The 13,994-nt window shown below is 42.6% G+C and carries 3 protein-coding genes and 2 rRNA genes (1 of these 5 only partly in view); 3 read left to right on the top strand and 2 right to left on the bottom strand.

Annotation, left to right across the window (positions count from 1 at the left end; translation table 11 throughout):
* Positions 1-2,775: ribosomal RNA gene (locus GSF13_RS21400) — 23S ribosomal RNA — on the top strand; it begins 110 nt to the left of the window's first position.
* A gap of 190 nt (positions 2,776-2,965) precedes the next feature.
* Positions 2,966-3,079, top strand: a 5S ribosomal RNA gene (gene rrf / locus GSF13_RS21395).
* Positions 3,080-4,358: 1,279 nt separating this feature from the next.
* Here the strand turns inward: rrf and purU are convergent.
* On the bottom strand, positions 4,359-5,189 hold the full coding sequence (purU, locus tag GSF13_RS21390; RefSeq protein ID WP_010607548.1) for a formyltetrahydrofolate deformylase: 831 nt from the start codon (positions 5,187-5,189) through the stop codon (positions 4,359-4,361).
* Between the two features lie 257 nt (positions 5,190-5,446).
* Here purU and GSF13_RS21385 point away from each other — a divergent pair, with 257 nt between their 5' ends.
* Positions 5,447-11,026, top strand: coding sequence for a choice-of-anchor U domain-containing protein (locus tag GSF13_RS21385; protein ID WP_211867036.1), 5,580 nt, complete (start codon positions 5,447-5,449; stop codon positions 11,024-11,026).
* A gap of 172 nt (positions 11,027-11,198) precedes the next feature.
* Here GSF13_RS21385 and GSF13_RS21380 read toward each other — a convergent pair whose 3' ends face one another.
* Positions 11,199-13,979, bottom strand: a complete 2,781-nt coding sequence (locus GSF13_RS21380; protein ID WP_211867034.1) for a serine/threonine-protein kinase — start codon at positions 13,977-13,979, stop codon at positions 11,199-11,201.
* Between the last annotated feature and the right edge of the window lie 15 nt (positions 13,980-13,994).

Genomic DNA, 13,994 nt, shown 5'->3' with positions numbered 1-13,994 from the left:
ATTTCCGAATGGGGAAACCCACCTGCTTGCAGGTATCGTTAACTGAATACATAGGTTAACGAGGCGAACGCGGAGAACTGAAACATCTAAGTACCCGTAGGAAAAGAAATCAACCGAGATTCCGAAAGTAGCGGCGAGCGAAATCGGAGCAGCCCTTAAGCTTTAGTGTAGTTAGTGGAACATGCTGGAAAGCATGACGAAACAGGGTGATAGTCCCGTACACAAAAACTTATCTAAAGTGAAATCGAGTAGGTCGGAGCACGTGAAACTTTGACTGAATATGGGGGGACCATCCTCCAAGGCTAAATACTCCCAACTGACCGATAGTGAACCAGTACCGTGAGGGAAAGGCGAAAAGAACCCCTGTGAGGGGAGTGAAATAGAACCTGAAACCGTGTACGTACAAGCAGTAGGAGCCTACTTGTTGGGTGACTGCGTACCTTTTGTATAATGGGTCAGCGACTTATATTCTGTAGCGAGGTTAACCATTTAGGGGAGCCGTAGCGAAAGCGAGTCTTAACTGGGCGCTTAAGTTGCAGGGTATAGACCCGAAACCCGGTGATCTAGCCATGGGCAGGTTGAAGGTTGAGTAACATCAACTGGAGGACCGAACCCACTAACGTTGAAAAGTTAGGGGATGACCTGTGGCTAGGAGTGAAAGGCTAATCAAACCGGGAGATAGCTGGTTCTCCCCGAAATCTATTTAGGTAGAGCCTCGGACGAATACTTACGGGGGTAGAGCACTGTTAAGGCTAGGGGGTCATCCCGACTTACCAACCCTTTGCAAACTCCGAATACCGTAAAGTAATATCCGGGAGACACACGGCGGGTGCTAACGTCCGTCGTGGAGAGGGAAACAACCCAGACCGTCAGCTAAGGTCCCAAAGTGTATGTTAAGTGGGAAACGATGTGGGAAGGCTAAAACAGCTAGGAGGTTGGCTTAGAAGCAGCCACCCTTTAAAGAAAGCGTAATAGCTCACTAGTCGAGTCGGCCTGCGCGGAAGATGTAACGGGGCTAAACATACCACCGAAGCTACGGCTGCGTACGTAAGTATGCGGGGTAGGGGAGCGTTCTGTAAGTGGCTGAAGGTGTGCCGGGAGGCATGCTGGACATATCAGAAGTGCGAATGCTGACATGAGTAACGACAAGAGGAGTGAAAAACTCCTCCGCCGGAAGACCAAGGGTTCCTATCCCATGTTAATCAGGGTAGGGTGAGTCGACCCCTAAGGCGAGGCTGAAGAGCGTAGTCGATGGGAAACGGGTTAATATTCCCGTACTCGGTATGAATGCGATGGGGGGACGGAGCAGGCTAGGCAAGCATGGCGTTGGTTGTCCATGTGAAAGGCTGTAGGCTGGTGACTTAGGAAAATCCGGGTTGCTAAGGCTGAGAGTCGAGACGAGCCACTAAGGTGGTGAAGTTGTTGATGCCCTACTTCCAGGAAAAGCCTCTAAGCTTCAGTTCATACTGAATCGTACCCTAAACCGACACAGGTGGTCAGGTAGAGAATACTAAGGCGCTTGAGAGAACTCGGGTGAAGGAACTAGGCAAAATTGTACCGTAACTTCGGGAGAAGGTACGCTCTTGTTTGTGAAAGACTTGCTCTGTAAGCAAACGAGAGCCGCAGTGACCAGGTGGCTGGGACTGTTTATTAAAAACACAGCACTGTGCAAAATCGTAAGATGACGTATACGGTGTGACACCTGCCCGGTGCCGGAAGGTTAATTGATGGGGTTAGCTTAGGCGAAGCTCTTGATCGAAGCCCCGGTAAACGGCGGCCGTAACTATAACGGTCCTAAGGTAGCGAAATTCCTTGTCGGGTAAGTTCCGACCTGCACGAATGGTGTAACCATGGCCACGCTGTCTCCACCCGAGACTCAGTGAAATTGAAATCGCAGTGAAGATGCTGTGTACCCGCGGCTAGACGGAAAGACCCCGTGAACCTTTACTACAGCTTGGCACTGAACATTGACCCTACATGTGTAGGATAGGTGGGAGGCTTTGAAGCAGAGACGCTAGTTTCTGTGGAGCCGACCTTGAAATACCACCCTTGTAGTGTTGATGTTCTAACTTAGGCCCCTGAATCGGGGTTGAGGACAGTGCCTGGTGGGTAGTTTGACTGGGGCGGTCTCCTCCCAAAGAGTAACGGAGGAGCACGAAGGTTTGCTAAGTACGGTCGGACATCGTACGGTTAGTGTAATGGTAGAAGCAAGCTTAACTGCGAGACAGACACGTCGAGCAGGTACGAAAGTAGGTCATAGTGATCCGGTGGTTCTGAATGGAAGGGCCATCGCTCAACGGATAAAAGGTACTCCGGGGATAACAGGCTGATACCGCCCAAGAGTTCATATCGACGGCGGTGTTTGGCACCTCGATGTCGGCTCATCACATCCTGGGGCTGAAGTCGGTCCCAAGGGTATGGCTGTTCGCCATTTAAAGTGGTACGCGAGCTGGGTTTAGAACGTCGTGAGACAGTTCGGTCCCTATCTGCCGTGGGCGTTTGAGAATTGAGAGGGGCTGCTCCTAGTACGAGAGGACCGGAGTGGACGAACCGCTGGTGTTCGGGTTGTGATGCCAATTGCATTGCCCGGTAGCTACGTTCGGAACTGATAACCGCTGAAAGCATCTAAGCGGGAAGCAGGCCTCGAGATGAGTTCTCACTTTGACTTAGAGTCAACTGAAGGGCCGTTGAAGACTACAACGTTGATAGGCGAGATGTGGAAGTGCTGTGAGGCATTAAGCTAACTCGTACTAATTACCCGAGAGGCTTAACCATACAACGCCAAAGTGGTTTATAAGCGACAGAAGTTAATAGACTAAAGTAGACAAAAGAATTTAATAGCTTTTTCCGGATTTAAGAATTAAACAAGGTGACCAACCTAAGCGGTATCGCGAAATTGGTTCACCTTGCGCAAATGGAATGCTCGTGCGAGGCACGATGTCATTAGACATTTGCACCCAGTTTTCCTGGTGACTATAGCGTTTTGGACCCACCTGACCCCATGCCGAACTCAGAAGTGAAACAAAACAGCGTCGATGATAGTGTGGATTACCCATGTGAAAGTAGAACATCGCCAGGGCCAAATAAGAGAAACCCGTTGCAGCAATGCGACGGGTTTTTTGCTATTTGGGGTAAAGTACTTCCATGTAGCATCTCCCCTTCGCGCGTCCTTGCGCTCACTTCCTCGAACTGCGAAGCGGTGCTTCGGTTTCTCGTCACCCAAACTCAGAAGTGAAACAAAACAGCCGAAGGGTCGGCCCCGGTCAATGATAGTGTGGGATTTCCCATGTGAAAGTAGGACATTGCCAAGCACCTATTTAAAGAAAGCCCGATTCGAAAGAGTCGGGCTTTTTTGCTATTTGGGGTAAAGTACTTCCATGTAGCATCTCCCCTTCGCACGTCCTTGCGCTCACTTCCTCGAACTGCGAAGCGGTGCTTCGGTTTCTCGTCACCCAAACTCAGAAGTGAAACAAAACAGCCGAAGGGTCGGCCCCGGTCAATGATAGTGTGGATTACCCATGTGAAAGTAGAACATCGCCAGGGCCAAATAAGAGAAACCCGTTGCAGCAATGCGACGGGTTTTTTGCTGTTTGGGGTAAAGTACTTCCATGTAGCATCTCCCCTTCGCGCGTCCTTGCGCTCACTTCCTCGAACTGCGAAGCGGTGCTTCGGTTTCTCGTCACCCAAACTCAGAAGTGAAACAAAACAGCCGAAGGGTCGGCCCCGGTCAATGATAGTGTGGGATTTCCCATGTGAAAGTAGGACATTGCCAAGCACCTATTTAAAGAAAGCCCGATTCGAAAGAGTCGGGCTTTTTTGCTATTTGGGGTAAAGTACTTCCATGTAGCATCTCCCCTTCGCACGTCCTTGCGCTCACTTCCTCGAACTGCGAAGCGGTGCTTCGGTTTCTCGTCACCCAAACTCAGAAGTGAAACAAAACAGCCGAAGGGTCGGCCCCGGTCAATGATTGTGTGGATTACCCATGTGACTCTCTATTTAAAAAATGAGAACATCCTACTTCGTAGCGAGCCAGGGCCAAATAAGAGGTTGATGAAAAGCGTTCATCCATGAACTTCATCGACATTCGAACATCCATGTACATCAAAACTCGTTGCAGCAATGCGACGGGTTTTTTGCTGTTTGGGGTATAGAAAATCTCGCGAGGTAAACTCGCTCCCACCACAATATCAGCACAGTGCAACATGCTAAGAGGCGGTTTACCCGCCGAGGGGTTGCAATGAAATTCCGAAAAACCTCGCGAGGTAAACTCGCTCCTACCACCGAATACACAGCATTGTGGGAGTGCACGCATCCATGCGTTCATTTCCTGAGTTGCTAAACTGCGTTTCTGAACTTGATTATGAAAAGACGACAGTTTTATTGCCGTTAATGAAAAGCTTATGCTCGCAGGCTAATTGTAACGCGTTACAAAATACTGTTTTTTCAATGTCTCTACCGATTTTTGCCATCTCCTCGGCATTTTGAGCATGACTAACTTGCGTGACATTTTGGGCAATAATAGGCCCTTCATCTAATTCATCATTAACAAAGTGAGCAGTAGCACCAATAATTTTCACGCCACGTTCAAATGCCTGATGGTAGGGTTTTGCACCGATAAAGGCGGGCAAGAATGAGTGGTGGATATTAATAATTTTCCCGTCAAAGCGTGAGACAAATTCCGGTGTTAAGATCCGCATATACTTTGCCAAGCCAACAATATCAGGATCATATTGTTCGATTAAGTCGGCCATTGCACTGTCGTGTTCAGCTCTACTCAACCCTTCATGTGATACCAGATGAAAAGGAATACCAAAGCCTTTAACAAGGGGTTCCAACGTATCATAGTTTGCGATAACTGCTTGTACTTCAATATTGAATGCTTGTTCATATTGTTTAAGCAACACGCCGCCTAAACAGTGCGCTTCCTTCGTCGCAAGCAGCACCACTTTTGTTCGTTCTTGTCCGTATAGGTTTAATTTGGCGCCAGTTGGTAATGACTGACGAAGTTGTGTCAGAAAGTTATCACTGGGTGTGCCTGTGATCTCTGTACGCATAAAGAAGCGCTGTCCTTCTTTATCTACAAATTCGTTATTACGCGTGATGTTTAGGTCGTGCTCATGGCAAAGGCTCGTGATCTTCGCGATCAGTCCTATGTCATCTTTGCACTCTGTCGTTAGTATGTAACTCATTTCCTCATTCCAATTCGTCCAAGCGAACTTTCAGAATACTGCTAATTGGCAGTGAGATAAATGCTTACCAACAAAAAACTTTGGCCAATTTTATTTGACCACGACAAATAAAATGTCACGTCTTAAAAAAAAGCACTAAGTGTTGAGAAAGTTCACTTCAAAATACGTGATCAACCTTTTTAAGGTTGGTATTACTGTGATGACTAATCGTGAATTCGTTTGCAACTTTTGTTGCTTTTACTACCTCAGGATATTAAATGAGAACTTTTACATTCCGCCTCTATATATTACTACTTTGTGGTTTTTTATCTGCATGTAATGACGCTAATCCAGAAAAAAACGAACAAAACACTAAAGCAAGTTATAAAGTGGTCACAACTTATACTGGGGCTGGGTCGATAGTTCCTGAGAGTCTAAATATAGAAGCGGGTTCCTCTGCCACCTTTGAGCTGCGGCCTGACGAAGGGTATTACCTTGCCGATGCTACGGGGTGTCACGGTCTTTTGGACAAGGAGAAGCTTAATTATCATGTCAATAATGTGAATGACAGTTGCAGTATTGACGTTTCATTCAAGCCTTTAAAGTTATCTATAAAAACAAATTTTCCAGAAGGTGCAAGTTTGACGCTGGATAAACCTGACTACTTTTACGGTGATAGTCTTTCTGCTCAACTGATATTGGATGCTAGTCATAAAGTAGAGAGTATAACTGGCTGTCAAGGTCAATTAGTCGGAGAGTATTATCAAGTAGCTAAACTTGTAGAAAGTTGCGAAATATCACTCAAAACCTTAACACCAAAACGAACGTTTACTGATGAAAAAAGCGGTCAGCAACTTCAAGTTAAGGTTCTAGATAATGCTGGAGTTATTGCTACAAGCAGCCAAGGAATTATCTCAAAAGATGAACCAAACTTGCCAGCGATGAGTAACGATATTGTACTGCCATTCCAGTTACTTGCGATAGATATTGCAACAACTCCGGGTGCAGATGTCTTAGTTGAACTAACTTACCCAAGTGCAGTTTCAGAGCAATCTCGTTACATTAAGAGCGATGGGGAAACGTGGTATTTTATGCCTACTGAATTCGCCCAGCTTGCTGCTGATAAGCGTAGTATTGTTTTACATCTCCAAGATGGTGGTTATGGTGATAGTGATGGAGTTGCCAATGGGATAATTAAAGATCCCGGGGGTATAGCAGAATTACAAAAAATAATAGTACAAGGCATTGCTTATGAAGGTGGTAGTATTTCACCTAACACACAAACTGTTAGCTATGGCGACTCAACGATTTTCACGCTTTCGCCTGATGAGGGCTTTGGGATAAGTGATGTTACAGGATGTAGTGGTACTCTGACGGGCAACACATACACTACCGGTATGGTTACTTCTGCTTGCCAAGTCAGCGCTAGCTTTAGTCCGCACACTTTCAATGTAGATGCTAGTGCAGGTGAGGGCGGTGGTATTTCACCCAGCACACAAACGGTAAGCTATGGTGATAGCGCCACTTTTACTCTTGTGGCAGATGAAGGCTATGAAATAAGTGGAGTAACAGGATGCAACGGCACGCTTACTGACAACACCTACACCACTGGCGTGATAACGTCTGCTTGCCAAATCAACGCTAGCTTTAGTCAACAAACTTTTACTGTGGATGCGAGTGCTGGTGAAGGCGGTGGTATTTCACCTAGTACACAAATTATTAATTATGGTGATACTGCCCGCTTTACTGTAACACCTGATGTTGGATTTAGCATCGCTGAAGTATCTGGGTGTAACGGAACACTTGTTGGCAACACTTACATCACTGGCACCATTACTTCTGCTTGCCAAGTCAGTGTAAGTTTTAACCAAAAATCCTTTACTGTGGATGCGAGTGCAGGTGAAGGCGGTACCATTTCACCTAGTACGCAAACGGTAGCTTATGGTGGCACTGTTAGCTTTACCCTCATTCCTAGTGAGGGCTTTGAAATTAGTGAAGCGAGTGGTTGCTCAGGAAGCCTTAATAATTACGTTTATTCTACGGGGGAAATTCGAGAGCCTTGCTTCGTCCAAGCTGAGTTTTCTCAGATAAAACCAGAGCTTTCAGTTGATGCTGGTGAAGATATATTGGGTGTGTCGGGTAATACTGTAAATTTAAGACCTTCCGTAGATACACAAAATAAAATTAAAGCTGTTAGGTGGCAACAAGTAAGTGGCCCCACATTAGCGATTGAAAACGTTAATAGTTTAGAGACATTGGTTGAGCTACCTTCTTTACCATTCTATGGATATGCTGAGTTAGAAATCACTGTTAGTGATGATTCGGGAAATGAAGCCAGAGATAGAGTAAAAGTTGAAATAACTCAAAATATTGAAGTCCCCATTCTGATTGATGATTTAACTGTTACAAACGTTGCTGTATTTCATACTGAAAACCCAGGTATTCGAATTAGCACAGGGGAATTCGATGAAAATTCAAAAGCAGCTTTCTTTGAAAAAATAAGAATAGAGAAAAATAAGCTTTATTACGTCACTGTATCTGGGAGTATCAACAACTCGGAAAGTCAAAACGCTGTGGAGTATGGTTTAGTTTTCAACCACGATATACTCGATAATGGTATGGCTATCTCGCTTCTCTCTGACATTATCTACCAAGCGGTCGCTCAAGATATTAGAAATAACAACCTAAATGAGCAACTATCACACTTTGCAAATATTCTAATCAATGATCTAAATAGCGATGGTACTATATCTTATCGTGATATCTCCTACTTTCATAAAGGTCTAGAAAGCACTTTCATGGGGAAAAGTAAGTACCTTTTAAGTGATTATAAAAATAAAGCCAACTACCTTGAAAAGCTTAATTTCGTTTTTAAGCAGCTTGAAAGTAAACTAGTTATTAGTAATGATAGCTATTTCAATATAGGCGATAAAATATATCCAAATTTAACAGAAAAGCCCCTTGGCACCAGTGTCAGAATTTCTTTAAACAACTCAGATTTTGTGAATGCTAATGAAGGCCTACAGCTACAACAAAGCGGCATTAATAAAGTATCAATATCATTGTCTACAGAGAACGGGGTTTTCTATAAAACTGATAGACAGCTAACCGTCCTTGAGCAAGAAGCTGTAGAAGTAGCAACTATCGTTGCTGATCAGGACAATACGGTGCACCTTGTTGATAATACCAACACCAGCTCAGAAGTTTATTTCCCCGTCGGCTCATCTGGAGGAGACCTTACGATATCAGCAAAGCTAAGCTCTGCAGAAAGCACTCACGGTGTTAATGGAGTACTAAAGAGCGATATATTAACTTTAGAGCCCTCCGGTACGACCTTCGATGTACCTGTCACAATAAAACTAGCGTATCACGGTGATATTGATCCTGAAAGCATCATAGCTACACGAATATCACAAGGTAATGTTATTGAAAGCATAAAACCAATATATGTAGACACTTCTTCTAAACATGCATATTTTCAGACCACACACTTTACCGACTTCATACTTGAAAAAGACATTTTTGGAAAAAGTGAATCTGAAGAGGTAATCCATAACCTTGAGTTAATGGTAAAGGGGGCATGTGATAATAAAAATTATAGCGGCCTTACAGAAGAAGATTGTGAAAGGCTTTACGACTTCAACGATGACGAATGGGTAGAAATTTTAAACTTAAATGGAAGAAGTAATAAAGAGTCAGAAATTACAATCTTTGATATCTTCTCATCGTGGTATTTAGGTAAATCAATTTATAAAAATCTAACCGACATAAAAGATGACAACACAGACGCATATTACATAAATTTGGCTGAGTCATTTCATAAGTTTAAAGATAAGGAGATTTACACCAATAGTTTAGCCAACCAGTATAACAAACTTGCTGAAGCTGGGTTTTCATTCGCGGACTTTAGAAGTGACGCTCAGTTAGTTCTAGAGGCCGCTGAGTTTGGTTTCAATTTTTTCGATGCCAGTACGCTACGAAATATTACCAGAGCAACTGGACTAATAAATAGCGCTATTGGTATATTACCTACGGACTTTGTGTCTTGGTATCTAGAAGCCGTAATCACCACCCCGATAAAGGAAATGAAGAAGGTGAGTGACAAAATATTAGGGATTCAAATAGAAGCTTATGCGTCACTAAGAGATAAAGGAGTCTTCGACTTTGAGGAGTTTATCAGTGCAGTACAAATGTCTTTTAATGGTGATGCATTTTATAATGATTATGTAATACAACATGGTTTTCTTACTTCTAGCAGCTATATTCCTGCTGGTTCACTTACTGAGCCAGAGGAAATTAGGGCTTTTTGGGTCAACCTTGATCTGTTCTTACAACGATATGAACTATATAAATTAGCAGTTTCTGATCAGGAGCCAACTGGCAACCTAAAAGAAATCTTCAGTGACCCACAAATTTTAGCTGAAGATGGAAGAATGCTAGATATCATCTTAAGCGCTGATAAACACATACGAAAAGTTAACGATGAATCTGTAAACATTGCTGATTTTAAGGTCTTCAATACATCTCATGAGTTTGGGCTTTTCACTAAGAAAACAGAAATCAAAGTTTCAAATAGTGAGATTAAAGAATTAGATTCCATAAAGTTTTCGCTGTTATTAGACGAAGTTTCGAGCATTGAAGCTGATGAGTTAATTGTCAATATAGAAACTGAATCCAGAGATAAAGTACTACTTGCTTGTGTCAGCTCAGAAAATTCAACAATTGCATGTAGTGGCGAGCATAACGTCTCTCCTGAGTTTCAAGTCTATGATTATAAACTGTCGATCGAGACGGAGAATAATAAACTGGAAGATGAAAAGTTTAAGGTAAGCTTTATTCAAAACCAGTCAAATATTTCTCCTTTTGTAGCAATAATCAGCCCAGTTAGTAACAAGCTTACTTCTGGAGAAAATGTTTCTTTGCCAGCACACTACAATGACCCTGATGGTTATATTCTGAGTCGGCGTTGGTATGTGAAGATGGGGGAGCAATATTTACCATTTAGCGTATCTGATAGTATTGCAACCTTCACTATTCCAGAAACCGATGAAGAGAAAATACTTACAGTCTATCTAGAAGTAAAAGACAACGAAGGTGCCAGAACAAGTGATCAGATTTATTTCAGAGTTTATCCAAAACAGCAGGGGGATATATCCAAATTTAGTTCTTCATGGTTGAATGGAAAAACCTTGTACAATGTTTATTTTTCAGGAAATGACAAATCGTTTCAGCTCACAGAGATTACCTTTAGTGATAGAGAGGCTCGTGCGGTTGTAAATGGAAGAAACATCACCCTTGAGTACACAATCGTTGACGGTTTCATCAGAATTGATGATGGCTCCGATGTTGATTACATAGGTATCTATCGCTCAGAGCCAGACAAGTTGTTGTTGTGCTGGGGAAGAGATGCATTCAATAATTGCTCTGGTGAGGCAGAAGAATACTTCTTTTATGACAGAGAGTTAGCAAGAAAATATATACAAGCGGCGCCAGGCAGGCATAAATATTCTGTTTTTGCCGGCAATAATAGGCTTGCCAATCATAATGAGTGGCTTACTCCGCTAGAGCACGGATACAAAAAAATTGGTGATACCGACTCAGCATCAGCCAGAAGGTTTTATGGTTCTTACAGATATTACGTCATTATGGTCGAAGACAATGAGTATGCTCACATTGATGCAGTTAAGGATCACAATGGAAACTTGTATCAAACTTACATAACAAGCAACGTATTGAACCACCAAAACCTAGCGAATGGCGTTGATGGCAACTATGCAGAACTGGGTTACTACGGTAAGTCTTATATGGTCATTGAAGTCAATGAACACACACGCTACATCAAGGTCTACCCTCATTAGCCAATGGCTTAAACGAACTGCGTATAACTAGTAAGCCAGGCTCAATTATTAAAGATTGAGTCTGGCTTTAATACCAATAGCGTTAATTAATTGACCAATTTTGAACTGAGAAAAGTAAGTTAAGCACCGCTATCGCTAAGGCTCTGCCAGAAATTACCATTATTCTGCAAAACTAGAGCAAAAGTAACACTGGACTTGCTATTTTGCACTCAGAAATAGGCTTGTTAATGTAGCAGTTTTGCAAGCTATGAAGTTCTTCTATCCGTCTGACTCCTCGGTGATTATAGGTTTGTTGTTTAGCCTTAGATAAATCTGTGTGTTTTTTATGCGGAATATTTTTCCAAAAATTAAGTAATGCCTCGCTACTATCATGCGAAACCGTTACATCAATTTTAGATGATGCTATTTTCGCTTGCTCAATATCTCCTCTAATTAACGCACTAAGCACCTTTACCTTATTTATATCATTCGAAAAACGAGTCTGTTCAGCTGAACTTCGTATAAACTCTTCAGCAGCTATAAAGCTTTCTTCAAGTTGTTTATACTCTTTTTTTGACAACTGTATAGTTAACTTGTGCATGATTGCGTCCCAAGTCGTTTTATTTCCCTTAGGATATATCTGCGAAAATACATCTACTGATTTCGAGTTATATTTTTTTGCTTGTTCCAGCTCCCCAATATTTGCATGAACAAAACCTAACCAGAAATACCTATGACCAGTTCGGCTATGAAGCTCTCCCGATGATAATAAATCAATTTTTAAAGCGGAGTTTAGCGTATCGATAGCTTGCTCGTGTCTTTTTAAATAAAATTGAGCAATGGCGAGATTACCTAAAATACTAGCTACATTGGGGTTGTTTTTACCTAGCACCTTTTTGGCGGTTGTAGCTGCTTTCAATAAATAGTGCTCTGATTGCTCAAAGTCTCCTCGTAGGCGTGAGGCTATCCCGATGTCATTCCATAAAAATGCCAGTTGTTCATGGTCCTCACCATAACTTTCTAAAAAAATGGACTCGCTAGACTTGTAATACTCGATCGCGAGTTCGAAATGATCCTGCATTTCTTCTATAAAGCCGATGTTTCTGTATGCATTACCGGTGGAAGGGTGCTGCTCACCGAGTACCTTTTTGGTAATGTTAAGGTGCTTTTTATATATCTTACTGGCCTTTTCAAGCTCACCTAAGCTACTTAGAATGTTGCCATGAGTATTGTAAACATCAAGTAGGCCAATATGGTCAGCAGGGTAGGTGGCTTCTGCCAGTTTAGAAGCTTTTTGTATTTCTTGCAGTGCTTCTTGAAACATGCTCTGCTCATCGTAAGCTATGGCTTTTTTTACTGATGCTTGAATGAGCTGTCTTTGTTGGTTTGCGGTGCTTGGAACTAGGTTTGCAAGTTTATCTAGCGTTTCAACGGCTTCTTTATTGTTGCCTCGCTTTAATTGAATCGCACTTCTAATGATGATTTTTTCTATCCACTCTTCACTACCATGCCTTAGAGTGAGTTTGCTTAATAGCTCATCAGCTTGGTCATAAGCACCTTGATAGAACATGGTTTCTGCCAAGGGTATATTGAGCTTGTTGCTATCTATATCTGACTCTAACAGCATTCGTGCCCTTTCATAATCTCCGAGTGATAATAGTGCGCGAGCGATAATTTCTTTAATTTCTATTCTGGCGTCGTTCTGCTTAGGTAATTGAGTGTCTAAATTAGCGCTACCAGAATATAGAAGCTGTGCATAATCAGGCTTTTCTCCGTTGTAATATCTCGGATCTGCGGCATAAAAGACATCTTTTAAGTAGTTAACAATTGCCGACTTTTGCTGATACTGTTCATTTAAGTGTTGGTTTTTAGCAATCAGTGCTGCAGTCATTGTGATGATTGCAAGTACTGCTACAGATAAAAGTGAGGTAAGAAATGGCTGACGGTAGAATCGTTTTTGCAACCTATAAAGAATTGTATTTTTCTTTGTTGTAGCTGATAAAGGCTTTTTTTCATAAACTGCATGAAGATCGGCCTGCAATAAGGCGATTGAACTATATCTTACTGATAAGGCCGCTGAAGTTGCTCTGTCTAATACTGCAAGTAAATCAGCATTAACTTTAGCCCTATTAGTTTCCGAATTTAATCGTTTTTTTAAGATCTTGCCCAAGCTATACACATCACTTTGTGTGGTTAATGGCTCTCCAGCAAGCTGCTCTGGGCTGGCGTAGTCTCTACTTAGCCCATTGATATATGCTGAATAGGTTGCGTTACTTTGCTCGCTTAGCGTATGAGCTACGCCAAAGTCCACCAGTTTTGGCTCACCCAGCTTATCCACCAAGATATTATCGGGCTTTAAATCACCATGAATAATTCGATTTTGGTGAGAGTAGCTTACTGCATCACATACTTTAATCAGTAGCTTCAGCATTTCATCATTAGTCGCAGTTGCACAAAACTGCTGTAAGGGGTCGCCTTCTATGTATTCCATGATTAGGTAAATTAGGCCACTTTCTGTTGTGCCAACGTCGTACACTTTAGCAATATTGGGGTGGTTTAAGCGGGCCAAATATTGCGCTTCTTTAAACGCGAGTTCTTTTGAGGTTAACAAAGTGATTGATGGCGCAATAATTTTAATGGCGACCTGTTGTTCTAGTTGGCCGTCGCAGCGCTCAGCAAGATACACCACCCCCATACCGCCCGAGCCCAGTAGCGTTTTGAGTTTAAAGTGTTGGATCTGTTCACCGGTGAGTGAAAGCAAATCTTTATCTGCATCTAAAGTATCTACTTGAGCCGCAATGATATTGCTAAACAAAGTTTGCTGCACATTTTGTTCATGTGCTGAGATTAATGCCGTTACTTCATCTCTCAGTTGTGGCGACAATTCGGGTATGCTATTTAAACCCGCGGTCAGGTTTTGAGAATAATTGTCAAGTAAGTGATCAAATACGCTGAGCGCATCATTAAAAGTCATAGGGCTTCCTTTATT

Source organism: Pseudoalteromonas sp. M8 (assembly GCF_018141365.1).
GTDB lineage: Bacteria > Pseudomonadota > Gammaproteobacteria > Enterobacterales > Alteromonadaceae > Pseudoalteromonas.
The sequence above is the reverse complement of the archived record's forward strand: the minus strand, read 5'-3'. Positions and strand labels throughout refer to the sequence as shown.

Bases quoted from the DNA above. Each gene is read 5' to 3' on its own strand.
- purU (WP_010607548.1), bottom strand. From the start codon at position 5,189: ATGAGTTACATACTAACGACAGAGTGCAAAGATGACATAGGACTGATC.
- GSF13_RS21385 (WP_211867036.1), top strand. From the start codon at position 5,447: ATGAGAACTTTTACATTCCGCCTCTATATATTACTACTTTGTGGTTTT.
- GSF13_RS21380 (WP_211867034.1), bottom strand. From the start codon at position 13,979: ATGACTTTTAATGATGCGCTCAGCGTATTTGATCACTTACTTGACAAT.